This window comes from Rhizobacter sp. (genome assembly GCF_035702065.1).
Classification (GTDB): domain Bacteria; phylum Pseudomonadota; class Gammaproteobacteria; order Burkholderiales; family Burkholderiaceae_C; genus Rhizobacter.
In genome coordinates this window covers 1-26,232 of sequence record NZ_DASSRA010000416.1, presented here as the reverse complement: position 1 = coordinate 26,232, position 26,232 = coordinate 1, and the positions used below count along the sequence as shown (strand labels likewise).

The following is a 26,232-nucleotide window of genomic DNA, read 5'->3' as shown; positions in this document are numbered from 1 at the left end:
CGTTTCTTTTGAGCAATTCCAGGAACTGAAGGCACAACAACATGGCCAAGAGCATATTGATCGTTGACGACTCCTCCTCCGTGCGGCAGGTGGTGAGCATTTCCCTGCGGCATGCGGGCTACGAGGTGATCGAGGGTGTCGACGGCAAGGACGCGCTGTCCAAGCTGAAGGGCCAGAAGGTCCACCTCATCATCAGCGACGTGAACATGCCCAACATGGATGGCATCAGCCTGGTGAAGGCGGTGAAGCAGATGCCGGCCTACAAGTTCACCCCGATCGTGATGCTGACCACCGAGTCGCAAGAGGCCAAGAAGAAGGAAGGCCAGGAAGCCGGTGCCAAGGCCTGGATCGTCAAGCCCTTCAAGCCCGACCAGTTGCTGGGCGTGGTGCAGAAGCTGGTGCTGCCCTGATCGCGGGGGCTCCCATGGCATCCAAGAAGAAATCATCTTCCGTGCACACCGTGCGCATCGACGGTGAACTCACCATCTACCGCGCCGCCGAGCTCAAGCCCGTGCTGCTCGACGCCGTGGCCCGCGAGGCCGTGGTCGAGGTCGACCTCGCCGAGGTGACCGAGTTCGACACCGCCGGCCTGCAGATCCTGATGCTCGCCAAGCGCGCCGCCGTGGCCGCGCAGCGCGAGCTGCGCCTCGTGCACCACAGCCCGGCGGTCGTCGACGTGCTGCAACTGCTCGACCTGGCCGCCTACTTCGGCGACCCGCTGGTGGTGTCTTCGCCCGCCTGATCTCTCTCCCCTATCCCTGGAATCCCCCATGAACCTCGACCAGGCCCTGCAGACCTTCTTCGTAGAGAGCCGCGAACTGCTGGACGACATGGAAGCCGCGCTGCTGGCCATGAGCCAGGAGAGCGACACCTCCGAGACGGTGAACGCCATCTTCCGCGCGGCCCACACCATCAAGGGCTCGGCCGGCCTGTTCGGGCTCGACCCGGTGGTGGCCTTCACCCACGTGGTGGAGAGCGTGCTCGACGAAGTGCGCGAAGGCCGCATCGGCGTGGACGACGCGCTGATCGCGCTGCTGCTCTCGTGCGACGACCACATCCGCGAGCTGATCGACGCGGTGGAGGTCGACCCGGCCAACGCCGACCCGGCGCTCATCGCACGCGGCGAGCCGCTGCTGGCCCAGCTGCGCACCTACCTTGCACCTTCTTCCGGCGGCAGTGCGCTCGTCGAACCCGAGGTGGCCGTCGAGCGCATCGCACCCGAATCCGCCGGCGACAAGGACCTGTGGCACATCTCGCTGCGCTTCGGCCCCGACGTGCTGCGCAACGGCATGGACCCGCTGTCCTTCCTGCGCTACCTGGGCACGCTGGGCACCATCACCGGCATCGTGACGCTGCCCGACGCGCTCCCCGCCGCCGACGAGATGGACCCGGAGAGCTGCTACCTCGGCTTCGAGATCGCGCTGCGCAGCCAGTCCACCAAGGCCGCCATCGAAGCCGTGTTCGACTTCGTGCTCGACGACTGCAGCCTGCGCATCGTGCCGCCCAACAGCCGCATCGAGGAATACATCTCGCTGCTGCACGCATTGCCCGAAGAGTCCACCCGCCTGGGCGAGATGCTGGTGCGCTGCGGCACCGTCACGGCCTACGAACTCGACGCCGCACTGCAGCAGCAGGCCGACGCGCTGACTGCCGCGCATGGCGCCGCGCCACACGCCGTTGACGCGGCACCTTTGCTCGGTGCCGTGCTGGTGCAGCAGGGCAGTGCGCCCGCTCCCGTGGTGGAGGCCGCGCTCGAAAAGCAGAAGAAGGTGCGCGACGCCAAGGCGCAGGAAAGCCAGTCCATCCGCGTCGATGCCGACAAGCTCGACCACCTCATCAACCTGGTGGGCGAACTCATCATCGCCTCGGCCGGCGCCAACCTGATCGCCCGCAAGGCGCGCAACGTCGAGCTGCAGGAAGCCAACTCCGTGCTCTCGGCCCTGGTGGAAGAAGTGCGCGACAGCGCGCTGCAGCTGCGCATGGTCAAGATCGGCGGCACCTTCAGCCGCTTCCAGCGCGTGGTGCACGACGTCTCGCGCGAACTCGGCAAAGACATCCAACTGGTCGTGAGCGGTGAAGACACCGAACTCGACAAGACCGTGGTCGAGAAGATTGGCGACCCGCTCACCCACCTGGTGCGCAATGCCATCGACCACGGCATCGACTCGCCCGACCTGCGCGCCGAGCGCGGCAAGCCGCCCATGGGCACGGTCAAGCTCAACGCGTACCACGACTCCGGCAGCATCGTGATCGAGGTCAGCGACGACGGCGGCGGCCTCAACCGCGACAAGATCCTCGCCAAGGCGCTGGAGCGCGGCCTGGTGGAAGCCGGCAAGGTGCTCAGCGACGCCGAGATCTACGGCCTCATCTTCGAGCCCGGCTTCTCCACCGCCGAGAAGGTGACCAACCTCTCCGGCCGCGGCGTGGGCATGGACGTGGTCAAGCGCAACATCACCGCGCTGCGCGGCAGCGTGGGCATCAACAGCACGCCCGGCCAGGGCACCACCGTCACGGTGCGGCTGCCGCTCACGCTGGCCATCATCAACGGCTTCCAGATCGGCGTGGGCAAGTCGGTCTTCGTGGTGCCGCTGGACATGGTGGACGAGTGCGTCGAGTTCACTGCGGAGCCCGGGCACGACTACACCGACCTGCGCGGCGAGGTGCTGCCCTTCATCCGCCTGCGCGAGCTGTTCGACATCGACGGCCCGAAGAGCGCACGCCCCAACATCGTCGTCGTCAAGCACGCCGGCCAGAAGTTCGGCCTGGTGGTCGACACGCTGCTGGGCGAGGCGCAGACCGTGATCAAGCCGCTCTCCAAGATGTTCGGCCACGTGCAGGGCATCAGCGGCTCCAGCATCCTCGGCAGCGGCGATGTGGCTCTCATCCTCGACGTGCCCGCGCTGATGCAGCGCGCCGGCACGCCCGTTCCCGCAGCGGCCGCCTGAGCGCGCGGCCCGCACACGCAATCCAGCAAGTTCTGACGACAGGAATCACGACATGAACGCCATCGTTCCCGCTTCCATGGCGGCCCCGCCGGCCCTCCTGGCCGAGCCCGCCCAGTACCTGACCTTCCAGCTGGCCGGCGAGGCCTATGCCATTGGCATCCTCGCGATCAAGGAAATCATCGAGTACCACAGCCTCACCGAGGTACCGATGATGCCGGCCTGCGTGCGCGGCGTGATCAACCTGCGCGGCGCCGTGGTGCCCGTGATGGACCTGCAGGCGCGCTTCGGCCGCAAGCCCAGCGAGGTGACCAAGCGCACCTGCATCGTGATCGTCGAGGTGGAGAGCCAAGGCGATGGCGAGCGCGAGCGCCAGGTGATCGGCGTGGTAGTCGACGCCGTCAACGAGGTGCTGGAGATCGGCGCTGCCGACATCGAGCCCGCACCGGCCTTCGGCGCGCGCATCCGCACCGACTTCATCCAGGGCATGGGCAAGGTGCGCGGCAAGTTCGTGATCCTGCTCGACGTGAACCACGTGCTCTCGCTCGATGACCTGCGAGCCCTTTCCCAATCCGAGGTGGCCGGCGACGCCATCGCCCCGGCCGTGGCCTGAGCCCCGCGCTGCAAGACTGATTCGATTTCTCCAAAGGCAATGACATGAACTGGTTCCTGCGCCTCAAGCTGGCCCAAAAGCTCCTCCTGACCTTCCTCGTGTGCTCGGCCATCACGGCCGGCGTGGGCGGCTACAGCCTCACCCGTCTGTCGCAGCTCGGCGGCATGCTGAAGGACACCTACGAGAACAACGTGCTGCCGCTGCAGGACATCTCCGAAGCCGCGACCCGCCTGACCGCACACTCGCGCGCCTACGTACGCCTGCCGGCCATGAAGGACGCAGCCGAGATCAAGGAAACCGTGAAGCGTGCCGGCTCGCACATGGACAAGTTCAACACCTCGCTCAAGGCCTACCGCGCGAGCTCGCTCAGCGAGACCGAGCAGGCGCTGATGAAGGACCTGGACAAGGCGCTGCCCACCTACCTGGCGCTCAACGACAAGGTCGCCCAGCTCGCACTGGAAGGCAAGCACGACCAGGCCGCCGACCTCAGCAACAACGAGGCGCGCAAGTCCATTTCGGAGATCGAGTCCATCGTGGCCAAGGTGATCGACGAGCTGACCAACCAGGCCAAGGCCACGAACGAAGCAGCCACCAAGACCGTGGCGGCCACGCAGACGCTGATGCTGTCGGTGATCGCCGCCTCGGTGGTGATCGCGATCCTGCTGGGCCTGATGGTCACGCGCATCATCGGCCGCCAGCTCGGTGGCGAGCCCGACTACGCCGCCCGCCTGCTGACCCAGGTGGCCAACGGCGACCTGTCGGTGGAAGTGCAGACCAAGGCCGACGACAGCAGCAGCATGCTCTACGCCGTCAAGCAGATGGTGGCACGCCTGCAGCAGGTGATCTCCGGCCAGCGCGCGGTGGTGGAAGCCGCCAACCGCGGTGACTTCAACGCCCGCGTCGACCTGAAGGGCCTGCAGGGCTTCCAGAAGGAGATGGGCGAAGGCCTGAACTCGCTGGTGACGACCACCGGCGAAAGCGTGACCGACGTGGTGCGCGTGATGGGCGCCATGTCCGAAGGCGACCTCACCCAGTCCATCGACAAGGACTACGAAGGCTCCTTCGGCCAGATGAAGGAATACGTCAACAACACCGTGACCAAGCTGTCGCAGGTGGTGACCGAAGTGAACGGTGGCGCCGAGGCGCTGGCGGGTGCGTCCGAAGAGGTGAGCGCCACGGCCCAGTCGCTGTCGCAGGCGGCGAGCGAACAGGCCGCCGGTGTCGAAGAGACCAGCGCCTCGCTGGAAGAGATGACTGCCTCGATCTCGCAGAACACCGAGAACGCCAAGGTCACCGATGGCATGGCGACCAAGGCCGCCAGCGAAGCCAGCGAAGGCGGCGAAGCGGTGAAGGCCACCGTGTCGGCGATGAAGCAGATCGCGCAGAAGATCGGGATCATCGACGACATCGCCTACCAGACCAACCTGCTGGCGCTGAACGCGGCGATCGAAGCCGCACGGGCGGGCGAGCACGGCAAGGGCTTCGCGGTGGTGGCCGCCGAAGTGCGCAAGCTGGCCGAGCGCAGCCAGGTGGCGGCGCAAGAGATCGGCACGGTGGCGGGCAGCAGCGTGGAGCTGGCCGAGAAGGCGGGCCGCCTGCTCGACCAGATGGTGCCCAACATCAAGAAGACGAGCGACCTGGTGCAGGAGATCACCGCCGCATCGGAAGAGCAAAGCTCCGGTGTGGGCCAGATCAACGCGGCGGTGAGCCAGCTGAGCCAGACCACGCAGCAGAACGCCAGCAGCTCCGAAGAGCTCGCGGCCACGGCCGAGGAGATGAGCAGCCAGGCCGAGCAGCTGCAACGCACCATGGCCTTCTTCAAGCTCGACGGTTCGTCGGCGCAGCGCGTGGCGATGCCCGCGCCGCGCAAGCAGACGGCGCCGGCCAAGGGCAAGGCCCCGGCCCGCAAGCCGGCGGCAGCCAACGGCGCGAGCGGTGGCTTCGCGCTGGCCATGGGCAACGTCGACGAGAGCCAGTTCGCGCGCTTCTGAGACCCTGCTGGAACCCCAAGGAGGACACACCATGCTGCAAATCAAGACCAGCCGCCAGGCGCAACTGGATGAGGCGGCGCTCGCCGACACCATCGAGCGCCAGTTCACCCGCATCGTGGCGGCTGCCGGCAGCGGTGACCTGTCACAGCGCATCGACGCCGCGCGCCTGCCGGCGTCGCTGCGCACCGCGGGCGATGCAGTCAACCGCCTGCTCGACACCGTGCAGGGCCTGCGCAGCGACATGGGCCGCATGAGCGCCGAGCACGAGCGCGGCGACATCGACGTGGTGATCGACGCGCAGCGCTACCAGGGCGAGTTCCGCGACATGGCGGCCGGCATCAACAACATGGTCGGTGCGCACATCGCGGTGAAGAAGCTGGCCATGGGTGTGGTGGCCGAGTTCGGCCGCGGCAACTTCGAGGCGCCGCTGGCACAGCTGCCGGGCAAGAAGGCCTTCATCAACGACACCATCGAGAAGGTGCGCGGCAACCTCAAGGGCCTGATCGCGGAGATGACCCACATGTCGGCCGAGCACGAGAAGGGCGACATCGACGTGGTGATCGACGTGCGCCGCTTCGATGGCGACTTCCGCGTCATGGCGCAGGGCGTGAACGAGATGGTGGCGGCCCACATCGCCGTGAAGAAACTGGCGATGGGCGTGGTGGCCGAGTTCGGCCGTGGCAACTTTGGCGCCCCGCTGGCGCAACTGCCGGGCAAGAAGGCCTTCATCAACGACACCATCGAGAAGGTGCGCGGCAACCTGAAGGGCCTGATCGCCGAGATGAACCACATGTCGGCCGAGCATGAGAAGGGCGACATCGACGTGGTGATCGACGCCCAGCGCTTCGAAGGCGACTACCGCACGATGGCGCAGGGCGTCAACGAGATGGTGGCGGCGCACATCGCCGTGAAGAAGATGGCGATGGGTGTGGTGGCCGAGTTCGGCCGCGGCAACTTCGAAGCCCCGATGGCGCAGCTGCCGGGCAAGAAGGCCTTCATCAACGACACCATCGAGCAGGCGCGCCGCAACCTGCAGAGCGTGGTCGACGTGGTCGACGTGATGGGTGCGATGGCCGAAGGCGACCTCACGCGCAAGGTGCAAGGCAAGTACGAAGGCACCTTCGCCGACATGCAGCGCTACGTGAACACCATGGTCGACAAGCTCTCCGAAGTGGTGGGTGCCGTGAGCCTCAGCGCCGAGGCGCTGGCCGGCGCCTCCGACGAGGTGAGCGCCACCGCGCAGTCCCTCTCGCAGGCCAGCGCCGAGCAGGCGGCCGGTGTGGAAGAGACGAGCGCGTCCATCGAGCAGATGACGGCCTCGATCTCGCAGAACACCGACAACGCCAAGGTGACCGATGGCATGGCGACCAAGGCGGCGAGCGAAGCCAGCGAAGGCGGCGAAGCGGTGAAGGCCACGGTCGCTGCGATGAAGCAGATCGCGCAGAAGATCGGGATCATCGACGACATCGCCTACCAGACCAACCTGCTGGCGCTGAACGCGGCGATCGAAGCCGCACGGGCCGGCGAGCACGGCAAGGGCTTCGCGGTGGTGGCCGCCGAAGTGCGCAAGCTGGCCGAGCGCAGCCAGGTGGCGGCGCAAGAGATCGGCACGGTGGCGGGCAGCAGCGTGGAGCTGGCCGAGAAGGCCGGCCGCCTGCTCGACCAGATGGTGCCCAACATCAAGAAGACGAGCGACCTGGTGCAGGAGATCACGGCGGCGTCCGAAGAGCAGAGCTCCGGTGTGGGCCAGATCAACGCGGCGGTGAGCCAGCTGAGCCAGACCACGCAGCAGAACGCCAGCAGCTCCGAAGAGCTGGCGGCCACGGCCGAGGAGATGAGCGGCCAGGCCGAGCAGCTGCAGCAGACCATGAGCTTCTTCAAGCTGGACAACGCGGCCTCCCACGGCGCGGCCAACGGCTCTGCCTCGCGCAAGCCCCTGAACGGCAAGCCCCCGGCCAGGAACGGCAAGAAGCCCTCCTCGGCCGGCACGAACGGCTTTGCGCTGAAGACCAACGGCGTGCTCGACGAGACCGGCTTCGCACGCTTCTGACCCGCGCTTCGAACGCAGCAGCATGAACACCATCACCGACGCCGAGTTCGGGAACTTCCAGCGCTTCATCTTCGACGCCGCCGGCATCACGCTGTCGTCGGCCAAGAAGGCGCTGGTCTGCGGGCGCCTGGCCAAGCGGCTCAAGGCCTGCGATGTGGGCAACTACAGCGAGTACTTCGCCCTGCTGCGCAGCGGCCGCGCGCAGGAAGAGGTGCAGACCGCGGTCGACCTGCTCACCACCAACGAGACCTACTTCTTCCGCGAAGGCAAGCACTTCGAGCTGCTGCGCCAGGCGGCGCAGGCCTCGCGCAGCACGCCCTTCCGCGTGTGGAGCGCGGCCAGTTCCACCGGTGAAGAGGCTTACAGCATGGCGATGGTGCTGGCGGAGTGCCTGGGGGACGCACCCTGGGAGATCCTCGGCTCCGACATCAGCCAGCGCGTGCTGGAGCGTGCGCGCACCGGGCACTACCCGCTGGAGCGCACGCGCAACATCCCGCAGCACTACCTCAAGCGCTTCTGCCTGAAGGGCATGGACCAGCAGGCCGGCACGCTGCTGGTGGAGCGCAGCCTGCGCAGCCGCGTCGACTTCATGCAGATCAACCTGAACACCACGCTGCCGCGGCTGGCGCCGTTCGACGTGATCTTCCTGCGCAACGTGATGATCTACTTCAACGGCGACACCAAGCGCCAGGTGGTCGCGCGCGTGCTGGCCCAGCTCAAGCCGGGCGGCTACTTCTGCATCGGCCACTCCGAGAGCCTGAACGACATCAGCAGCGCGGTGGAGCAGGTGGCGCCATCGATCTACCGCAAGCCGTGATGTCATGGCGCCCGACCCGCAGCGCAAGGACGTGACGCTCCGGCCCGGCGACTACGCCGTGGGCGACGCGCACTGCTGCATGCGCACGGTGCTGGGCTCCTGCGTGTCGATCACCTTGTGGCACCCGCGCCGGCGCATCGGTGCGATGTCGCACTTCCTGCTGGCGGCGCGGCCCGCATCGGCCGGGCGCGAGCTCGACGCGCGCTACGGCGAAGACGCGCTCGCGCTGATGCTGCGCGACCTGGCGACCGCCGGCGTGCCGGCCCAGGAGTGCGAGGCCAAGATCTTCGGCGGCGGCAACATGTTCCCCGAGCAGGACTCGCCACATGCCATGCACGTGGGCCGCCGCAACGGCGAAGCGGCACGCGGCCTGCTGCTGGCGCGTCACATCGCCGTGCATTCGGAAAGCCTGTTCGGCATCGGGCACCGGCAGATCATCTTCGACGTGGCGAGCGGCGACGTGTGGGCGCGCCAGATCCATCCCACGCCTTCCAACTTCACCCCGATGGACCACTCATGAGCAATGTTCGCGTGATGGTGGTCGATGACTCCGCCGTGGTGCGCCAGGTCGTGACTGGCCTGCTGGAGCAGGCGCCCGGCATCGAGGTGATGGCGGCCGTCTCCGACCCGGTGCTCGCCATCGAGCGGCTCAAGCAGGATTGGCCCGACGTGATCGTGCTCGACGTGGAAATGCCACGCATGGACGGCATCACCTTCCTGCGCCTGGTGATGCAGCAAAAGCCCACGCCGGTGGTGATCTGCTCCACGCTGACGGAGAAGGGCGCCAAGACCACGCTGGAGGCCATGGCCGCCGGCGCGGTGGCCGTCATCACCAAGCCCAAGCTGGGCTTGAAGCAGTTCCTGAGCGAGGCCGCCGACGAGCTGGTGCACACCGTGCGGGCTGCCGCCAAGGCCAATGTGCGCCGGCTGGCGATGGCGCCGGCGGTGCCTGCGGTGGCGCCGACCAAGAACACGGCCGACGCGATCCTGCCGCCTGTCACGCGGGCGATGGCGCAGACCACCGAGCGCGTGGTGGCGCTGGGCACGTCCACCGGCGGCACGCAGGCGCTGGAAGAGGTGCTGACCGCGCTGCCGCGTGTGACGCCGGGCATCGTGATCGTGCAGCACATGCCCGAGAAGTTCACCGCTGCGTTTGCGGCGCGGCTCGATGGGCTGTGCCAGATCACGGTGAAGGAAGCGGAGAACAACGACCGGGTGGTGCCTGGGCGTGCGCTCATTGCGCCCGGGGGGCGGCACATGCTGCTCAAGCGCAGTGGGGCGCAGTACTTTGTCGAGGTGGTCGATGGGCCGCTGGTCAACCGGCACCGGCCTTCGGTGGATGTGCTGTTCCGCTCGGTGGCCAAGAGCGCGGGGGCGAATGCGCTGGGGGTCATCATGACGGGCATGGGGGATGACGGGGCGGCGGGTCTGCTGGAGATGCGCAACGTCGGAGCGCGCACGCTGGCTCAAGATGAAGAGAGCTGCGTGGTGTTTGGGATGCCCAAGGAGGCCATCAAGCGCGGCGGGGCCGAACGCGTCATTCCCCTGTCTTCAGTGGCTGCGGAGATCCAGAAGCAGTTGAGCTGACGCGCGTGTCATCCCGGCGAACGCCGGGATCCATCGCGGCACGCCACCACCCGCTCAGGCTGAGGTATCGAAGCCCCGTGCCTGCATGCGCATGAGGCGCTTGTTCGCTGCGTGAGGCCGCGCCGGGATGTGCGCCCGGCGGCGCGAAGTCAGAGGACGAGGCGTGCTGTTGCACGCTGCCCCCAAGCCCTGCGCTGCTCAGCTCGTCCGAAGGGGAAGAGCGAAAACCAGCCGGCCTCGCTGCGCGTCGGCTGGGGGGTGGTCAGACGCGCTCGATGACGATCGCGATGCCCTGGCCCACGCCAATGCACATGGTGCACAGCGCATAGCGGCCATTGGTCTTGTGCAACTGGTTCACCGCCGTGGTGATCAGGCGCGCGCCGCTCGCGCCCAACGGGTGGCCGAGGGCGATCGCGCCGCCGTTCGGGTTGACGCGGGCGTCGTCGTCCTTCAGGCCCAGGTCGCGCAACACGGCCAGGCCTTGGGCGGCAAAGGCTTCGTTGAGTTCGATCACGTCGATCTGGTCGAGCTTCAGGCCGGTGAGTGCCAGCACCTTGCGTGTGGCCGGGGCCGGGCCGATGCCCATGATGCGAGGCGCCACGCCGGCAGTCGCCATGCCCACGATGCGCGCGCGCGGCGTGAGGCCGTGCTTGCCGGCGGCGCTGTCGCTGGCGAGCAGCAGGGCCACGGCGCCGTCGTTCACGCCCGAGGCGTTGCCGGCCGTCACCGTGCCCTCGGGTTTGACCACGCCCTTCAGCTTGGCCAGTGCCTCGAGGCTGGTCTCGCGCGGGTGCTCGTCCTTGTTGACGATGAGGGGGTCGCCCTTCTTCTGGGCGATGGTCACGGGCGTGATCTCGGCGTCGAAGAAGCCGCTCTTCTGCGCGGCCACGGCCTTGAGCTGCGAGGCGAGGGCCATGCGGTCTTGTGCGTCGCGCTCGATTCTGTAGTCGGTGGCCACGTTCTCGGCCGTCTCGGGCATGGAGTCGACGCCGTACTTCTCCTTCATCAGCTTGTTGACGAAGCGCCAGCCGATGGTGGTGTCGTAGACGGCGTTGCTGCGCGAGAACGCGCTCTCGGCCTTCGGGCTAACGAAGGGCGCGCGGCTCATGCTCTCCACGCCGCCGGCGATCATCAGCTGCGCTTCACCGGACTTGATGGCGCGTGCGGCGGTGCCCACCGCGTCCATGCCCGAGCCGCACAGGCGGTTGATGGTGGCGCCGGGCAGCTCGATCGGCAGGCCGGCGAGCAGCGACGACATGCGCGCCACGTTGCGGTTGTCTTCACCCGCCTGGTTGGCGCAGCCATAGATCACGTCGGCCACTGCCGCCCAGTCGACCTTCGGGTTGCGCGCCATCAGCGCCTTCAGCGGGATCGCGCCCAGGTCGTCGGTGCGCACCGACGAGAGTGCGCCGCCGTAGCGGCCGAAGGGGGTGCGAATCGCGTCGCAGATGAAGGCTTGCGTCATGGTGGGCTCCTGATTTGTGAGGGTGATTCTTGGTCAGGAATTATCCCGTGCGGATCACCCTCTCCCACCTGTGAAAACTGTCCCGCTACGCGGAACTGGCTCGCCCTTTCAGATGGCGCACGGCACGATCTTGAACTCCACGCGCCGGTCGAGCGCATCGCTCGCGTCGTCGGTGCCGGTGCCGATGATGTTCTCGCGGAAGCCCACGCCGCTTGCCTTCGTGCGGGCCAGCAACTCGGGCGCCTCGGAACTGAGCCGTTGGCGGATCGCGGTGGCGCGCTGCGCCGACAGCTTGTCGTTGTAGGCCGCGCTGCCGGTGCGGCTGGTGTGGCCCACCACGTCCATGCACACCTTGGCGTTGGCGCTTTGCCGCGCGATCTGCCGCAGCCACAAGGGGTAGGGGCCGCTCACCTTGGGGTCGGACCAGAACTCGGTGGTGTTCGGGTTGAAGAGGAACTTCACGCCCAGGTTGTTGTTGGCGATGCCGTGCTCCACCACCTTGCTGAACGCCTGCTCGGCCTCGGAGTTGCGGCCGAGCTTGAGCGACGAGAGGTAGATGCCGTTGAGCGTGCGCATCTGCGCGCCGCTGGGCGAGGCGGCCGCGGTCTTGTAGAGGGCCAGTGCTTCACCGTACTTGTCGCTGTTGTAGAGCTGGGTGGCCTCGTTGATGGTGGCGGCGGTGCTCACGCGTTCGAAGTACGCCGGGTCGGCGCGCTTGCCAGGCGGCGTGGCGCTGGTCTGCATGTAGCCGTCGACCACCGCGTCCTTCACGAGGATGGGGCTGTCGCGGTAGTAGGGCGTCGGCGTGGTGTCGAGCTGGTCGTCGCGAGCGCGCGCCGACGCCTGGGCCACCACGGTGCCGCTCTTGGTGTCGGTGAGTGCGAGGTCGATCTGGAAGGGCGGACGGCCTGCGCTGCTGGCGGTCTGCACGCGCGTCAGGGTGCCGGTCACCAGGTACTGCGCCTTGCCCAGGCTGGCCGGCTGGAAGGGCAGCACCTCGAACTGCGCGCCGCGCAGCCGGCTGCTCACGCGCTCTTCGAGCAGGCGGGTCAGGGCGGTCTGCTGGCCCGAGGGCTTTTCGAACATCGGGTCGATCACGACCGGGCGGTTGGTGAGCTTGGCCATGAAGCCCGGCAGCACCTGCGTCTGCGCCATCAGGTTGTCGGTGGCGGCGGCCACGGCTTCGTCGAAGGCCACTTCGTCGGTGCGGGGCGGGGGTGGGGTGGCGCATCCTGCGAGCAGGGCAGCCAGCAGCAATGCAAGTGTGAGGGTCGTTTTCATGGGCTGCACTCCTGTTTGAGAAGGTCGCGTTCCTCGTCCGACAGAGGCTCGCCGAGGGAAACGCGCTGGATGATGTCGATGCAACGGCGTGACATCGGCGGCTTGTTGTTGGTGGTGGCGCGCCGGGTGTCCGGCTTCGCGCTGGGAGGGGCGTGGGCCGCCACGCGAGGTGCGGGGTTGGGTGCGGGCGCGAGGGCCGCGGGAGGGCGCGGTGCCTCGGCGCGCGGGCTGGGCTGGATCGGTTCGATGGCAGCCGGTGCGTCGGTAGGAGCCGTCGTGCCGGGCGGCTCCTGGATGCCGGCCGAGGGCGGCGGCAGAGCCTGCAGGTCGATCTGTGCCAGCGGCGCGGATGCCTCGTCCGGGGCGGGTGTCACGACACCGCTGCGGGACTGCGTGGCGACGGCATCGACCGACGGCGCCGCATAGTTCACCAGCAGCGCGACGAAGCCGAGCGACGCCGCCACGCCGGCGGCCACCGCAGCGCCAGCCCAGGCCAGCTTGCGGCGGTCTTTGCCGGCCTTCGGCCAGCGGGCTGTGGGCGCGTAGGGCGGCGGCGGCCTGAATGCCGGTTGTTCAGGGGCGGCGGCAGGGGGGCTGGTGCTGGCAGCCGTGAACCAGGGTGCCGGATCGGCACCGGCCGTCGGCCTGTCGGGTGCGGGTTCGATCGGTGCGACCGGCTCGGTCGCGACTGCTGGCTGCTGCGCCGCCACGGGGGGCGGAGCCGGTGCAGGTTCTGGGGCAGGCGACGGCACCGGTGCCGGGGCGACCGGTGCGGATTCGACCGGTGCCGCGCGCTCGGCCCGTGGGGCCGGTGTCGGCGGCGCGGCCATTCCCAATAGCGCACGCATCTGGGCGGCGCTTTGCGGCCGGTCCTTGGGGCGCACGGCCAGTGCACGGTCGATGGCGCGCAGGAAGTCCTGGCTGTACCGGCGGTCTGCCAGCTGGCTGAGTGGCTCGTACCGGTCGCCCAGGAAGCGCTGCACCGCCGGCGGCGGCGTCTGCCCGGTGATGGCGTAGTGCACCACCGCGCCCAGTGCGTAGAGGTCGGTCCAGGCGCCCTGCTTCATGTCGGGCATGTCGGGCACGTCGCCGTATTGCTCCACCGGGGCGTAGCCGGGCTTCAGGATGACCGTCAGCGCACGCTGCATGTCGCTGATGACGTGCCGGGCCGCACCGAAGTCGAGCAGCAGGGGCCGCCCGTCGGACTGCATGAGGATGTTGTCGGGCGAGATGTCGCGGTGGTAGCAGTTGGCCTCGTGCATCTGCTCCAGGGCGCTGAGCAGGTGGCGCAGCAGGTCGCGCAGCCAGTCTTCGTCGGGCGGTGCCGGGTGCTGCCTGAGCGTACGCTCCAACGTCACGCCGGGGTGGTAGGGCATGGCCATGTAGGCGGTGCCGTTCGCCTCCCAGAAGCGGTACACCTTGAGCAGGCTGGGGTGGTCGAACTGCGCCAGCAGCCGCGCTTCGTTGATGAAGCTGCGCAGGCCGGTGGCAAAGGTCTCGGCGTGGCGCTCCGAGCGCACCGAGACGGTCAGCGCGCGCGTGCGCTCGGCCAGCTGGCGCGGCATGTATTCCTTGATCGCCACCTGCCGGCCCAGCGAGTGGTCGTAGGCGTAGTACACGATGCCGAAGCCGCCTTCGCCGATGACCGAGAGCAGCGAGAACTCCGCCAGCCGCGTGCCGGCCGGCAGGGCGTTGGCAGACTCGTCGAACGTCCTGTCGCGCGACGGGTCTGGCGTGGAGCCCTGGCTGATGGTGGTTTCGCTGTCGTGGGCGGGTGTGGTCATGGTCTCGATCGGTCCCGCTCAAAAGGTAGTCCTTTTGCGGGCTTTGTCAGATGACCTTTGACCATCTCCCCCCGCTGTTTTAGGGGGGCGGCGACAGGAAAAGTTAGGGGGGGCGTCGCCCCCGTGCCACTCAGGCGGCGCGCGCCATCTCGTCCATTGCGTAGACGTGGCCGAAGCGGTTGGCCAGGAAGTCGTCCAGCCGCACGTCTTCCTGCCGCACGAAGCCCTGCTGCGGCAGCTGTCCCGCGGCCAGCATGTCGAGCATGGCGCACAGGCTGCTCGCGGTGGTGATCTGGATCGCGCTGCGCATGCGCCCGGCCAGCACGTGGCTGTAGATCTTGCGGGCGTAGGTTTCCTGCTGCAGGCGGCCTTCGCGCAGGCCGGCCACGGTGACGAAGACGATCACCACGTCCTGCATGGTGGCGGGCAAGGCGTTCTCCAGGATGTCCTTCAGCACCTCGCGGCGGTCGCGCAGGCGCAGGTCGTGCAGCAGCGCCTTCATGATGGCCGCGTGGCCGGGGTAGCGGATGGTGCGGTAGTTGAGTGTGCGCACGCGGCCGGCCAGCGTCTCGCACAGCGTGCCCAGGCCGCCGCTGGTGTTGAAGGCCTCGTAGAGCACGCCGTCGAGCGAGAACTCCTCGCGCTCTTCCAGTGCTGGCACCTCGGTCACCTGGCCGTTGACGATGGCCTCGCAGGGCTCGCAGTACTCGTTGATGACGCCCTCGGTGCTCCAGGTGAGGTTGTAGTTGAGTGCGTTGCTGGGGTAGGCGGGCAGGGCGCCGACGCGCATGCGCACGCTGTCCAGGCTGTCGAAGCGGCGCGCGAGATCCGCCGCGGCGATGGAAATGAAGCCCGGCGCCAGGCCGCACTGCGGGATGAAGGCGCTGCCGGCGCCTTGCGCCAGCTCGCGGATGCGGCGCGTGCTGGCCACGTCTTCGGTGAGGTCGAGGTAGTGCACGCCGGTGTCGCGCGCGGCCTCGGCGATCTTCACGGTCAGGTGGTAGGGGGCGGCGCTGAGCACGGCGAAGCGGCCGCGCAGCACCGAGCGCAGCTGGGCCGGGTCGTTGACGTCGAGCACCAGGGTGTCGAGCTGGGTGGAGGGTGTCTCGCGCTGCACCTCGGCCAGCTGGGCGGCCGATCGGTCGGCCACGGTCACGCGGTAGCGCCGGTCTCCGTGTGCGTGGACCAGCAAGGCCGCCACCACCGAACCGATCTTTCCACCACCGATCACCAGGATGTTCTTCATGGCCGCACCTCGCTCAGAAACTGGATTGCACTCTCCAGATTTTCGGCAGCGGCCTTGCAAACTGCAGCTAGACACTTGACGAATCAACGCGCATATTTCGTCGATCTGACGATACAAACCCTGCGTTATGACCAATACCCCGTTGGACACCACCGACCGCGCGCTGCTCGCCCTGCTGCGCGAGAACGCCCGCGCACCCATCGCCGAGCTGGCGCGCCAGCTCAAGCTCTCGCGCACCACGGTGCAAAGCCGCATCGAGCGGCTGGAGCGCCAGCGCGTGGTGGTGGGCTACACAGTGGTCGTGCCCGACGCGGCCGAGGCGGCACTGGTGCGCGCTCACATCTTCATCACCGTGGCGCCACGGCAGAGCGGGGCCATCGAGCAGGCGCTGCGCCGCATCCCGGAGGTGCGTGTGCTGCATTCGGTGAGTGGGCCCTTCGACCTGATCGCGGTGGTGGCGGCCCATTCGATTGGCGAACTCGATGCGCTGATCGACCGCATCGGCGCGCTGGAGGGCGTGGAGCGCACGACCTCGGCCATCGTGCTGTCCACCCGCATCGAGCGCTGAGCCCTCGCGCGGGGGCGGTGAGCATTACTGCACGGAATGCTGCACCAGCACATGCGGCACTGTCAGATGTAGCAGGTGTCACCCCGTGGTGGCTGAACATAATCGGTTCAAGTTCAGGGAAAGGGTCGCCGAAAAAGAAGCACACCCTTGCAAATCCACCGGGCCTGCGCGCCGCCGGCATGAAAGAAGTCTCCACACCATCGCTGATCGACGTAGCGCAACTGCGCATCGGGATGTTCGTGCATCTCGATGGCGGTTGGATGTCGCATCCGTTTCCGCTGAGCAGCTTCAAGATCGGTTCGGCTGCCCAGATCAACACCATCCGCTCGCTGGGCAAGCAGCGCGTGCGCTGGAGCCCCGAGAAGAGCGATGCCCCTGCCGTGGAGGCCCTGAACGGCCCCGACACCCTGCCGAACGAGATGCTGCCGCCGCCACCCACCGTGCCGGCCGCCGCCGCACCGGCCCCGGCCGAAACCCCTGAAGCGGCCGAACGGCGCCTGCGCCGCGAAGCGCTGACGGCACAGCGCAGCTCGCTCAGCCTGTGCGAACACCAGTTCGCCGAAGCCACCCGCGCCTGCAAGAGCGCCACCGAACTGGTGACGAGCAAGCCGCAGGAGGCCCGCGAACAGACCGAAGCCCTGGCCCAGGCCTTCGTCGACAAGATGATTGGCCAGCAGGAGATGTGCATCCGCCTGCTCACCGAAGCCGCCGGCGACAAGGCCTCGGCCCACGCCGTCAACGTGGCCGTGATCTCGCTGCTGATGGGCAAGACCTTCGGCCTGTCGGCTGCCGAGATGGTCGACCTGGGCGTGGGTTCCATGCTGCACGACATCGGCAAGATCGAACTGCCCGAGCGCGTGCGCCACCGCGAAGAGCATTTCACGCCGGCCGAAACCCAGTTCTATCAAGAGCACGTGGCCCACGGTGTGACGCTGGCCAAGAAGATGAGCCTCAAGCCCGGTGCCACGCTGGTGATCGCGCAGCACCACGAGCATGCCGACGGCAGCGGTTTCCCGCTCAAGCTCAACAGCGACCGCATGACCACGGCCGCGCGCATCGTCTCGCTGGTCAACCGCTACGACAACATGTGCAATCCGCACGTGCCTTCGCGCGCGCTCACGCCGCACGAGGCGCTGTCGCTCCTCTTTGCTCAGGGAAAAAACCGCTACGACACCGCCATCCTCGGCGCGTTCATCAAGATGATGGGCGTCTACCCGCCAGGCTCGGTGGTGCAGCTCACCGACGACCGTTACGCCATGGTGGTGTCGGTCAACTCCGCGCGCCCGCTCAAGCCGCGGGTGATGGTGCACGAGCCGCGCGTGCCGCGCGATGAGGCGCTGATCCTCAACCTGGAGACCGATCCGCGCCTGGGCATCCGGCGCAGCCTGAAGCCCCAGGCGCTGCCGCCCGAGTCGCTTGAGTACCTGTCGCCGCGCCCCCGCGTGGCCTACTTCTTCGAAGCCGACTTCAGCGCCACGGAGCCTACGCCGTGAGCGCCACGGCGCAAGCGGCTGCACTCGAACACTGGTCGGCCCTGATCGACGCCTTGCTCGATCCGGTGTGGCTGGTCGATGCGGCCAGCTTGCGCATCAGCGCCGCCAACACCGCGGCCGGCACGCTGTTGGGCATCGACGCCGGGGCGCTGCGCGGGCGTCCCGTGGTCGAGCTGAGCGCCACCGCCGAAGACATCGCCTTCTGGGACGAGGTGGCCTCCGGCTTCACCGACGCCATCCTGTCCGACACCGTGGTGCGTCGCTTCGACGGGGCCATCGTGCCCGTCACGCGCCGCGTCAGCCGCCCGGGCACCGGCGACGGCCTGCTGGTGGTGACCCTGCGCGACCTGAGCCGCCAGCGCGCCACCGAAGAAGAACTGGAGACGCGCGTGGCTGAGCTGCGCGCCACGCTCGAATCGAGCGCCGACGGCATCCTTGTCACCGACCTGGGCGGCTGCATCCGCAACTTCAACCGCCGCTTCGCCACGCTGTGGGGCCTGCCCGACGACCTGCTCACCCAGCGCGACGACCGCGCCGTGCAAGACTGGATGCGCCGCAGCGTGGTTCACCACGACGGCGATGGCGGCGACTACACCCGCCGCCTCAACGCCATCCTCGACGCCCCCCTGCTGCAGACCACCGACGTGCTGACCCTGCACTCGGGCAAGGTGATCGAGCGCGTGACGCTGCCGCAGTGCAGCCACGGCCAGCCCATCGGGCGCGTGTTTTCCTTCCGCGACATCAGCGAGAAGATTGCCGCCAAGCAACGCATCGAGGAGCTGTCGCACACCGACGCACTCACCGGCCTGCCCAACCGCCGCATGCTGGCCGACCGCGTGGAGTTCGCCTTGGCCATGGCGCAGCGCAGCGGCCACCCCTTCGCGCTGATGGTGCTCAACCTCGACCGCTTCAAGCTCGTCAACGACAGCCTGGGCATGGGCCTGGGCGACCGCGTGCTGCTGGAAGTCACCGACCGCATCAAGTCCTGCCTGCGCAACGTGGACACCGTGGCACGCCTCGGTGGTGACGAGTTCGTGCTGCTGGTCCACCAGGCCGACGTGCCCGGCGCCGAGGCCACCGCACGCCGCGTGCTCGACGCCATGGCGCGCCCGTTCACGCTCGACGGGCAGAACTTCACCGTCACCTGCAGCATCGGCGTGGCCCTGTGCCCGGGCGATGGCAACAGCCTCGACGAGCTGATGCGCCGCGCCGACGCCGCCATGCACCGCGTGAAGGACGCCGGCCGCGCGAGCTTCCGCTTCCACCAGGCGCATGCCGACGTGGCGCAGCGCTCGCACATGCAGATCGACCACGCCATGCGCCAGGCGCTGGTGAGCGGCCTGTTCCGCTTGCACTACCAGCCGCAGATCGACCTCAAGACCGGTGCCGTGATCGGCGCCGAGGCGCTGATCCGCTGGCGCGACCCGGTGCTGGGCGAGGTCTCGCCCAACGAGTTCATCCCGGTGGCCGAGGAGAGCGGCTTCATCATCGCCATCGGCGACTGGGTGCTGTCGCAGGCCATCAAGCAGGCCGCCGCATGGCGCGTCAACGGCGTGGTGATGCCGGTCTCGATCAACGTCTCGGCGCTGCAGTTCCAGCAGCCCGACTTCCCCGAGCGCGTGGCCCGCGAACTCAAGGCTGCCAACCTGCCGCCGCACCTGCTGGAGCTGGAGCTCACCGAGTCCATCCTGATCCACGACGCGCAAGACGCGCTGCACCGGCTGGAGGCCTTGTCCGAGCTGGGCGTGCTGCTGGCCATCGACGACTTCGGCACCGGCTACTCCAGCCTGGGCTACCTGAAGCGTTTTCCCATCAGTCGCCTCAAGATCGATCGCAGCTTCATCGGCCACCTGCCGGGCGACTCGAGCGACGTGGCCATCGTCAACGCCATCATCAACCTCGGCCGCGCAATGAACCTGCGCGTGATCGCCGAAGGCGTGGAGACCGAGCCGCAGCGCCAGTTCCTGCTGGAAGCGGGCTGCGACGAGTTCCAGGGCTTCCTGTACGCCCCGGCGCTCGATGCCGGTGGCTTCGAGAACCGGGTGGGGGTGGCCACCGGCGCCAAGACGAAGCCGGTTCGCCTGATCAAGAAGTAGTTGCCGCAGACTTTGCCGCCTCGTGCGCCGCACGGGGTGCACGCCGGGCGGCCGGCGTGGCAGTGAACTTGCTTCCTCCCTGGGCAACTAAATCCTTGGGGTGGCGTGCGGGCCCCCAAATCCCCTACGATGCGCCCCGACCCTGGAGCCTGCGCGCACGCCGAGATCCTGTCGCAGCTCCGCCGTTTTCCTGCGAGGTAGCGACGATGCTGGCAATCGAACGAGCCCTGGAAGAACGACTGGCGCCGCAAGGCGTGCCCCTGGCGGTGGTGCTGCCCGGCGGGCGGCGCATCGGCAGCGCGGAGGCCCCCGTCACGCTGCGCCTGCACGAACTGGCGCCCCTGGCGCACGTGGCCACCGGCCAGATCGGCCGCGTCGCGCAGGACTACGTGGAAGGCCGCCTCGACATCGACGGCAGCATGCGAGACCTGATGCACGTGGCCGCGCTCATCGTGGGCACCGACCCCGTCGCCCCCGAGAAGGCCGCGCTGCCCATCCTGTGGTGGCGTGGCATCGTGCGGGCCGCCCGTTCGCGCGCCCGCCACCAGGCGCATGCCGACGCCGAGCAGATCCAGTTCCACTACGACGTGTCGGACGCGTTCTACGACCTGTGGCTCGACGAGCGCAAGGTCTACTCCTGCGCCTACTGGCGTGACGCCCACATGACGCTCGAAGGCGCACAGGCCGCCAAGCTCGACCACATCTGCAAGAAGCTCATGCTGCGCGAAGGTGAGCGCTTCCTCGACATTGGCGCCGGCTGGGGCGGGCTGCTGTTGTGGGCGGCCGAGCACTACGGCGTGCGTGCCGACGGCATCACGCTGTCGAAGAACCAGCATGCGCACGTCAACCGCCTGATCGACGAGCGCGGCCTGCGCGGCCGCGTGACCATGGAGTTGCGCGACTACCGCGACCTGTCCGAAGGCGAGCCTTACGACAGCGTCGCCTCGGTCGGCATGTTCGAGCACGTGGGTCAGGCCCAGCTGCCGGTCTACTTCAACAAGATCCGCCGCCTGCTGAAGCCGGGCGGCCTGCTGATGAACCACGGCATCACCGCCGGCGGCACGCGCAACGACCAGCTCGGCGCGGGCATCGGCGACTTCATCGAGCGCTACATCTTCCCCGGTGGCGAGCTGATGCACGTCTCGCACGTGCTCAAGGTGATGAGCGAAGCCGGCCTCGAGCCGCTGGACGCCGAGAACCTGCGCCCGCATTACGCCAGCACGCTGTGGGCCTGGAGCGACCGGCTGGAGGCCCAGCTCGCCCAGGCGCGCGCGGTCACGCGCGAGTCGGTGGTGCGCGCCTACCGGCTGTACTTGGCCGGCAGCGCGATGAGTTTCGAGCAGGGCTGGATCTCGCTGTTCCAGATGCTGGCGTCGCGGCCGAGCGGAGACGTGGGAGCCGGCCCGATGAGGGGCGCACAATCGCGGTTTCCGTTCAACCGCGGGTACATCTACAAATGATCTACAAGTTCAAATCCAAGGCGGCAGGCGACGTGATCATGCTGGCCCCGGCGGGGGATCAGGTGATGCGCCTCATCGGCAAGGAACCGGCGCCCAAGGGCATCATCGAGAGCGTCGACATGCCCGCTGCCATGCGGGCCATCGAGCAGGCCATCCTCGACGACGAGGCGGCACGCAAGCAAGCGCCGGCCGACGACGACGAGGAGGGCAAGAAGCCCAAGGGCGATGGCGTCACCCTGCGGGCGCGCGCCTGGCCGCTGGTCGAGATGATGAAACGCTCGCATGCTGCGGGCGAGCCCATCGTCTGGGGCGTTTGAGAGACTTTCCACAACAAGAACGAGAGACGAGACCATGAAACTCTGGAGTGACAGTTGGGTCAACGGTGACCGCATTCCCAGCCGCTATGCCGCCGGCAAGCCCGATGTGGCCAGCGGCGTGACCTTCTCCGACAACATCAACCCGCATCTGGCGTGGAGCGAGGTGCCCGCAGGCACGCAGTCGTTCGCGCTGATCTGCCACGACTTCGACGTGCCCAGCCGCGGAGACGACGTCAACAAACCTGACCGCGAGGTGCCGAGCGACCTGCCGCGCGTGGACTTCTTCCACTGGGTGATGGTCGACCTGCCGGGCACGCTGACGCAGATCGCCGAAGGCGAGTTCAGCCGCGGCTTCACGCCGCGCGGCAAGCCCGGCCCGGCCACGCTGCACGGCGCGCGCCATGGCCTGAACGACTACACCGGCTGGTTTGCCGGCGACCCCACCAACGGCGGCCAGTACTACGGCTACGACGGCCCCTTCCCGCCCTTCAACGATTCGCTGGTGCACCACTACGTGTTCACGCTCTACGCGCTGAGCGTGCCGCGTGCGCCGGTGGAAGGCAGCTTCACCGGCCCGCAGGTGCGCGAAGCGATCTTCAAGCACGTGCTGGCGGAGGCCACGCATTCGGGCACCTACACGCTCAATCGCCGCCTGCTCTGATGACAGCCCCCACGTCGCTCCGCTCCTGCCCCCCGAAGGGGGCTTCAGCCGCCTTGGGGCGGTCCGGCGGCGTCTGATGCAAGACCAAGCGACCCGCGTGCTCGCCATCCGCCATGGCGAGACCGCCTGGAACGTCGACACCCGCATCCAGGGCCAGCTCGACATCCCGCTCAACGACACCGGCCGCTGGCAGGCCGAGCGCCTGGCGGCGGCCGTGGCCGACGAGGGCATCAGCGCCATCTATTCGAGCGACCTGCTGCGCGCCTACCAGACGGCGCAGGCCATCGGCCACGCGAGCGGCCTGCCCATCCACACCGATGCGGCCCTGCGCGAACGCGGCTTCGGTGCCTTCGAAGGCCACACCTACAAGGAGATCGAGGCACGCTGGCCAGAGGGTTCGGAGCGCTGGCGCAAGCGCGATGTCGACTTCCGCCCGGGCGACAGCGGGGAGTCGCTGCGCGTGTTCTTCGCGCGCTGCGTGGGCGTGGCGACGCGCCTGGCCGCCGCCCACCCGGGCGAGACCATCGCGCTGGTGGCGCACGGCGGCGTGATGGACTGCTTCTACCGTGCCGCCTCGCGGCTGGAACTGCAGGCGCCGCGCTCGTGGCAGCTGGGCAATGCCAGCATCAACCGGCTGCTCTACACGCCGGAGGGCTTCACGCTGATCGGCTGGAGCGACACCCAGCACCTCGACGGCGGCTCGCTCGACGAGAGCAACGACCGCGTGGGGCACGCGGCCTGACGTGAAAACGGCCGGTGCCCAGCACCGGCCGTTTGGCGTCACGCCGAGTGGCGGATCAGGTAGTCGAACGCGCTCAACGCCGCCTTCGCGCCGTCGCCGGCCGCGATCACGATCTGCTTGTAGGGCACCGTGGTCGCGTCGCCCGCCGCGAACACGCCCGGCACGTTGGTCGCGCCGCGGTCGTCGACGATGATCTCGCCGAAGCGCGACAGCTCCACCGTGCCCTTGAGCCACTCGGTGTTGGGCACGAGGCCGATCTGCACGAACACGCCTTCGAGTTCGACGAGGTGCTCCTCGCCGGTCGCGCGGTCCTTGTAGCGCAGGCCGTTGACCTTGCCGCCAGCGCCCGTGATCTCGGTGGTCTGGGCGTTGGTGTGGATGGTGACGTTGGGCAGGCTCTGCAGCTTCTTCACCAGCACCGCGTCGGCCTTCAGCTGGTCGGCGAACTCGATCAGTGTCACGTGGGCCACGATGCCGGCCAGGTCGATGGCGGCCTCGACGCCCGAGTTGCCACCGCCGATCACCGCTGTGCGCTTGCCCTTGAACAGCGGGCCATCGCAGTGCGGGCAGTAGGCCACGCCCTTGTTCTTGTACTCCTGCTCGCCCGGCACGTTGACGTTGCGCCAGCGCGCGCCGGTGGAGAGGATCACCGTCTTGCCCTTGAGCGAGCCGCCGTTGGCGAGTTTGATCTCGACCAGCCCGCCGGGTTGCGCCGGCGGCACCAGCGCGTCGGCGCGCTGCAGGTTCATGATGTCCACTTCATAGGCGCGCGCGTGTGCCTCCAGGCCCATCGCGAACTTGGGGCCGTCGGTGGCCAGCACCGAGATGTAGTTCTCGATCGCCAGCGTGTCGTTCACCTGGCCGCCGAAGCGCTCGGCCGCCACGCCGGTGCGGATGCCCTTGCGGGCCGCGTACACCGAGGCCGCAGCGCCGGCCGGGCCGCCACCGATGATGAGCACGTCGTACGGATCCTTGGCGCTCAGCTTGGCGGCGTCCTTGGCGGCCGCTCCGGTGTCGAGCTTGGCCACGATCTCTTCCACCGTCATGCGGCCCGAGGCGAACACCTGGCCGTTCAGGAAGACCATGGGCACGGCCATGATTTCGCGGGCGTTCACTTCGTCCTGGAAGGCACCGCCTTCGATCACGGTCGTCTTGACCTTCGAATTGAGCACCGCCATCAGGCTCAGCGCCTGCACCACGTCCGGGCAGTTGTGGCAGGTGAGGGACATGTAGACCTCGAAGTTGAAGTCTCCATCCAGCCCGCGCACCTGGTCGATCACGGCTTGCTCGACCTTGGGCGGGTGGCCGCCGGTCCACAGCAGCGCGAGCACCAGCGAGGTGAACTCGTGGCCGAGCGGCAGGCCGGCAAAGCGCAGCGAGGTGCTGTCGCCGGTGCGCTGCAGCGTGAAGGAGGGCTTGCGCGTGTCCTGCCCGTCGGTGCGCAGGGTGATCTTGTCGCTGCGCAGGCCGGTGATGGTCTGCAGCAGCTCCAGCGTGTCGCGGGAGCTCTCGGAGTCGTTCAGCGAAGCCACGATCTCGAAGGGTTGGGTGACTCGCTGCAGGTAGGCGCCGAGTTGGGCCTTGAGGTCGTCGTCCAGCATGGTGGTGTCCTTTCGCGTTCTGTCGTGGGTTCGTCAAGCGACTTCGGGAGCTGGCCTCCTGTCTGGGGAGAGGAGGAGGCCTGCGCCGGGGTGAGGCAGGCCGCCCCGGCCGGCGTCGTGAGCCGGCGAGGTGGCTTGCTTCAGGTGGTGCCGCAGCACCTTGCTTTCAATCAATCAGATCTTGCCGACCAGGTCGAGCGACGGGGTCAGCGTCTTGGCGCCTTCGTTCCACTTGGCCGGGCAAACCTGGCCGGGGTGGGCGGCGGTGTACTGGGCGGCCTTCAGCTTGCGCAGCGTTTCCTTCACGTCGCGGGCGATCTCGTTCGAGTGCACTTCGGCGGTCTTGATCACGCCATCGGGGTTGATCACGAAGGTGCCGCGCAGTGCCAGGCCTTCTTCGGGGATGTGCACGCCGAACGCGTTGGTCAGCGTGTGGGTCGGGTCGCCGACCAGCGGGAACTTGGCCTTGCCGACGGCCGGCGAGGTCTCGTGCCACACCTTGTGCGAGAAGTGCGTGTCGGTCGTGACGATGTAGACCTCGGCGCCCAGCTTCTGGAACTCGGCGTAGTTGTCGGCCGCGTCTTCCACTTCGGTCGGGCAGTTGAAGGTGAAGGCTGCCGGCATGAAGATCAGCACGGACCACTTGCCCTTCAGGGACTCATCCGACACGGTGATGAACTTGCCGTTGTGGAAGGCTTCGGTCTTGAAGGGCTGGACTTGGGTGTTGATCAAGGACATTGCTGTTTCCTATGGGGGTTGGTGAATCGACAGAGGGAATCTTAAACAAGCTTCGGGCTTACGAGCATTGAATGATCGAATTCACTTGATTGGCAATGCCTATCCAGCCCGATAGGCCCAGTGGGGCTAGCCCTCTTGGCGCGGCAAGGCGGGTACCTGCACCATCCTGGGATGACCCCTGCACAAATCATTGTTCTGGCCACGCCGGTCTTCCTGCTGATGATCGGCATCGAGTTCCTGGTCGGCCTCCGGCGCGGCCGCAACACCTACCGCCTGAACGACGCCCTCAACAGCATCGGGCTCGGGATCATGAGCCAGCTGGTGGGCCTGTTCAGCGCCCTCTTCACGGTCTGGCTCTACACGCTGGTGTTTGCGCACGCTTCGCTGTGGCAGCTGTCTGCAGGCGACTGGTGGGTGTGGCTGGTCGGGCTGCTGCTCTATGACCTCTGCTACTACTGGCACCACCGCCTGGGCCACACGGTGGCCCTGTTCTGGGCCGCCCACGTGGTGCACCACCAGAGCGAGGACTACAACCTCAGCACCGCGCTGCGCCAGACCGGCAGCGGCTGGGTCGGCGGCTGGCTGTTCTACCTGCCGATGGCGGTGCTGGGCTTTCCGCCGCTGGTGTTCGGCGTGGTCGCGCTCATCGACCTGCTGTACCAGTACTGGGTGCACACGCAGCAGATCGGCAAGCTGGGCTGGTTCGACCGCTGGTTCTGCGCGCCCAGCAACCACCGCGTGCACCACGCGGTGAACGACAAGTACCTCGACAAGAACTAC

At 67.9% G+C, this 26,232-nt stretch carries 23 protein-coding genes; 17 read left to right on the top strand and 6 right to left on the bottom strand.

Annotation, left to right across the window (positions count from 1 at the left end; all coding sequences use genetic code 11):
• Nucleotides 1-41: 41 nt before the first annotated feature.
• From VFL64_RS18425 to VFL64_RS18385, 9 genes are read left to right on the top strand one after another with little or no spacing between them, the layout of a single operon-like run.
• A complete protein-coding gene (locus VFL64_RS18425) occupies nt 42-410 on the top strand; it encodes a response regulator (protein ID WP_489541838.1) in 369 nt (122 codons plus the stop codon).
• Between the two features lie 14 nt (nt 411-424).
• Nucleotides 425-742 carry an STAS domain-containing protein gene (locus VFL64_RS18420; RefSeq protein ID WP_489541837.1) on the top strand — a complete coding sequence of 106 codons (318 nt, stop codon included), beginning with the start codon at nt 425-427 and terminating at the stop codon, nt 740-742.
• Nucleotides 743-770: 28 nt separating this feature from the next.
• Nucleotides 771-2,945: a chemotaxis protein CheA gene (locus VFL64_RS18415; protein WP_489541836.1), complete on the top strand. Its 2,175-nt coding sequence runs from the start codon at nt 771-773 to the stop codon at nt 2,943-2,945.
• A gap of 52 nt (nt 2,946-2,997) precedes the next feature.
• Nucleotides 2,998-3,555, top strand: coding sequence for a chemotaxis protein CheW (locus tag VFL64_RS18410; protein WP_489541835.1), 558 nt, complete (start codon nt 2,998-3,000; stop codon nt 3,553-3,555).
• Between the two features lie 44 nt (nt 3,556-3,599).
• Nucleotides 3,600-5,546 (top strand): HAMP domain-containing methyl-accepting chemotaxis protein, encoded by a 1,947-nt coding sequence (locus tag VFL64_RS18405; RefSeq protein ID WP_489541834.1) that lies wholly within the window; start codon nt 3,600-3,602, stop codon nt 5,544-5,546.
• Nucleotides 5,547-5,577: 31 nt separating this feature from the next.
• Complete coding sequence (locus VFL64_RS18400; RefSeq protein ID WP_489541833.1) at nt 5,578-7,596, top strand: methyl-accepting chemotaxis protein; 2,019 nt, start codon at nt 5,578-5,580, stop codon at nt 7,594-7,596.
• 22 nt (nt 7,597-7,618) lie between these two features.
• On the top strand, nt 7,619-8,413 hold the full coding sequence (locus tag VFL64_RS18395) for a CheR family methyltransferase (protein ID WP_489541832.1): 795 nt from the start codon (nt 7,619-7,621) through the stop codon (nt 8,411-8,413).
• A gap of 4 nt (nt 8,414-8,417) precedes the next feature.
• Nucleotides 8,418-8,933: a chemotaxis protein CheD gene (locus VFL64_RS18390; RefSeq protein WP_489541831.1), complete on the top strand. Its 516-nt coding sequence runs from the start codon at nt 8,418-8,420 to the stop codon at nt 8,931-8,933.
• The gene (locus VFL64_RS18385) at nt 8,930-10,000 is read left to right on the top strand and encodes a protein-glutamate methylesterase/protein-glutamine glutaminase (protein ID WP_489541830.1); all 1,071 of its coding nucleotides are present in this window, start codon (nt 8,930-8,932) and stop codon (nt 9,998-10,000) included. The genes VFL64_RS18390 and VFL64_RS18385 overlap by 4 nt, the downstream gene beginning before the upstream one ends.
• Nucleotides 10,001-10,262: 262 nt before the next feature.
• Here the strand turns inward: VFL64_RS18385 and pcaF are convergent, their stop codons facing one another.
• From pcaF to VFL64_RS18365, 4 genes are all read right to left on the bottom strand, one after another.
• Nucleotides 10,263-11,465 (bottom strand): 3-oxoadipyl-CoA thiolase, encoded by a 1,203-nt coding sequence (pcaF, locus tag VFL64_RS18380; protein ID WP_489541829.1) that lies wholly within the window; start codon nt 11,463-11,465, stop codon nt 10,263-10,265.
• A gap of 108 nt (nt 11,466-11,573) precedes the next feature.
• On the bottom strand, nt 11,574-12,746 hold the full coding sequence (locus tag VFL64_RS18375; protein WP_489541828.1) for an OmpA family protein: 1,173 nt from the start codon (nt 12,744-12,746) through the stop codon (nt 11,574-11,576).
• On the bottom strand, nt 12,743-14,530 hold the full coding sequence (locus VFL64_RS18370; RefSeq protein ID WP_489541827.1) for a serine/threonine protein kinase: 1,788 nt from the start codon (nt 14,528-14,530) through the stop codon (nt 12,743-12,745). The genes VFL64_RS18375 and VFL64_RS18370 overlap by 4 nt, the downstream gene beginning before the upstream one ends.
• A gap of 130 nt (nt 14,531-14,660) precedes the next feature.
• Complete coding sequence (locus VFL64_RS18365) at nt 14,661-15,776, bottom strand: saccharopine dehydrogenase family protein (protein ID WP_489541826.1); 1,116 nt, start codon at nt 15,774-15,776, stop codon at nt 14,661-14,663.
• A 142-nt stretch (nt 15,777-15,918) separates the two neighbouring features.
• On the opposite strand from VFL64_RS18365, the gene VFL64_RS18360 reads away from it, so the two are divergent.
• From VFL64_RS18360 to VFL64_RS18330, 7 genes are all read left to right on the top strand, one after another.
• Entirely contained in the window at nt 15,919-16,344 is a 426-nt protein-coding gene (locus VFL64_RS18360) for an Lrp/AsnC family transcriptional regulator (protein ID WP_489541825.1), read from the top strand.
• A 179-nt stretch (nt 16,345-16,523) separates the two neighbouring features.
• Nucleotides 16,524-17,837 carry a cyclic di-GMP phosphodiesterase gene (locus tag VFL64_RS18355; protein WP_489541824.1) on the top strand — a complete coding sequence of 438 codons (1,314 nt, stop codon included), beginning with the start codon at nt 16,524-16,526 and terminating at the stop codon, nt 17,835-17,837.
• Nucleotides 17,834-19,933: a putative bifunctional diguanylate cyclase/phosphodiesterase gene (locus tag VFL64_RS18350; RefSeq protein ID WP_489541823.1), complete on the top strand. Its 2,100-nt coding sequence runs from the start codon at nt 17,834-17,836 to the stop codon at nt 19,931-19,933. The genes VFL64_RS18355 and VFL64_RS18350 overlap by 4 nt, the downstream gene beginning before the upstream one ends.
• Before the next feature lie 206 nt (nt 19,934-20,139).
• A complete protein-coding gene (locus tag VFL64_RS18345) occupies nt 20,140-21,393 on the top strand; it encodes a class I SAM-dependent methyltransferase (RefSeq protein ID WP_489541822.1) in 1,254 nt (417 codons plus the stop codon).
• Nucleotides 21,390-21,710: a DUF1840 domain-containing protein gene (locus VFL64_RS18340; protein ID WP_489541821.1), complete on the top strand. Its 321-nt coding sequence runs from the start codon at nt 21,390-21,392 to the stop codon at nt 21,708-21,710. The genes VFL64_RS18345 and VFL64_RS18340 overlap by 4 nt, the downstream gene beginning before the upstream one ends.
• A 34-nt stretch (nt 21,711-21,744) precedes the next feature.
• Complete coding sequence (locus VFL64_RS18335) at nt 21,745-22,371, top strand: YbhB/YbcL family Raf kinase inhibitor-like protein (RefSeq protein WP_489541820.1); 627 nt, start codon at nt 21,745-21,747, stop codon at nt 22,369-22,371.
• A 76-nt stretch (nt 22,372-22,447) separates the two neighbouring features.
• Nucleotides 22,448-23,113 (top strand): histidine phosphatase family protein, encoded by a 666-nt coding sequence (locus VFL64_RS18330; RefSeq protein ID WP_489541819.1) that lies wholly within the window; start codon nt 22,448-22,450, stop codon nt 23,111-23,113.
• A gap of 38 nt (nt 23,114-23,151) precedes the next feature.
• On the opposite strand, the gene ahpF is transcribed toward VFL64_RS18330, so the two are convergent.
• A complete protein-coding gene (ahpF, locus tag VFL64_RS18325) occupies nt 23,152-24,714 on the bottom strand; it encodes an alkyl hydroperoxide reductase subunit F (protein WP_489541818.1) in 1,563 nt (520 codons plus the stop codon).
• Nucleotides 24,715-24,888: 174 nt separating this feature from the next.
• Entirely contained in the window at nt 24,889-25,452 is a 564-nt protein-coding gene (gene ahpC, locus VFL64_RS18320) for an alkyl hydroperoxide reductase subunit C (RefSeq protein ID WP_489541817.1), read from the bottom strand.
• 171 nt (nt 25,453-25,623) lie between these two features.
• On the opposite strand from ahpC, the gene VFL64_RS18315 reads away from it, so the two are divergent.
• Nucleotides 25,624-26,232 (top strand): sterol desaturase family protein (locus VFL64_RS18315; RefSeq protein ID WP_489541816.1); only part of this gene is annotated, 609 nt, incomplete at its 3' end.

Coding starts and splice junctions, on each gene's coding strand:
- VFL64_RS18425 (WP_489541838.1), top strand. CDS start 42: ATGGCCAAGAGCATATTGATCGTTGACGACTCCTCCTCCGTGCGGCAG.
- VFL64_RS18420 (WP_489541837.1), top strand. CDS start 425: ATGGCATCCAAGAAGAAATCATCTTCCGTGCACACCGTGCGCATCGAC.
- VFL64_RS18415 (WP_489541836.1), top strand. CDS start 771: ATGAACCTCGACCAGGCCCTGCAGACCTTCTTCGTAGAGAGCCGCGAA.
- VFL64_RS18410 (WP_489541835.1), top strand. CDS start 2,998: ATGAACGCCATCGTTCCCGCTTCCATGGCGGCCCCGCCGGCCCTCCTG.
- VFL64_RS18405 (WP_489541834.1), top strand. CDS start 3,600: ATGAACTGGTTCCTGCGCCTCAAGCTGGCCCAAAAGCTCCTCCTGACC.
- VFL64_RS18400 (WP_489541833.1), top strand. CDS start 5,578: ATGCTGCAAATCAAGACCAGCCGCCAGGCGCAACTGGATGAGGCGGCG.
- VFL64_RS18395 (WP_489541832.1), top strand. CDS start 7,619: ATGAACACCATCACCGACGCCGAGTTCGGGAACTTCCAGCGCTTCATC.
- VFL64_RS18390 (WP_489541831.1), top strand. CDS start 8,418: ATGGCGCCCGACCCGCAGCGCAAGGACGTGACGCTCCGGCCCGGCGAC.
- VFL64_RS18385 (WP_489541830.1), top strand. CDS start 8,930: ATGAGCAATGTTCGCGTGATGGTGGTCGATGACTCCGCCGTGGTGCGC.
- pcaF (WP_489541829.1), bottom strand. CDS start 11,465: ATGACGCAAGCCTTCATCTGCGACGCGATTCGCACCCCCTTCGGCCGC.
- VFL64_RS18375 (WP_489541828.1), bottom strand. CDS start 12,746: ATGAAAACGACCCTCACACTTGCATTGCTGCTGGCTGCCCTGCTCGCA.
- VFL64_RS18370 (WP_489541827.1), bottom strand. CDS start 14,530: ATGACCACACCCGCCCACGACAGCGAAACCACCATCAGCCAGGGCTCC.
- VFL64_RS18365 (WP_489541826.1), bottom strand. CDS start 15,776: ATGAAGAACATCCTGGTGATCGGTGGTGGAAAGATCGGTTCGGTGGTG.
- VFL64_RS18355 (WP_489541824.1), top strand. CDS start 16,524: ATGAAAGAAGTCTCCACACCATCGCTGATCGACGTAGCGCAACTGCGC.
- VFL64_RS18345 (WP_489541822.1), top strand. CDS start 20,140: ATGCTGGCAATCGAACGAGCCCTGGAAGAACGACTGGCGCCGCAAGGC.
- VFL64_RS18340 (WP_489541821.1), top strand. CDS start 21,390: ATGATCTACAAGTTCAAATCCAAGGCGGCAGGCGACGTGATCATGCTG.
- VFL64_RS18335 (WP_489541820.1), top strand. CDS start 21,745: ATGAAACTCTGGAGTGACAGTTGGGTCAACGGTGACCGCATTCCCAGC.
- VFL64_RS18330 (WP_489541819.1), top strand. CDS start 22,448: ATGCAAGACCAAGCGACCCGCGTGCTCGCCATCCGCCATGGCGAGACC.
- ahpF (WP_489541818.1), bottom strand. CDS start 24,714: ATGCTGGACGACGACCTCAAGGCCCAACTCGGCGCCTACCTGCAGCGA.
- ahpC (WP_489541817.1), bottom strand. CDS start 25,452: ATGTCCTTGATCAACACCCAAGTCCAGCCCTTCAAGACCGAAGCCTTC.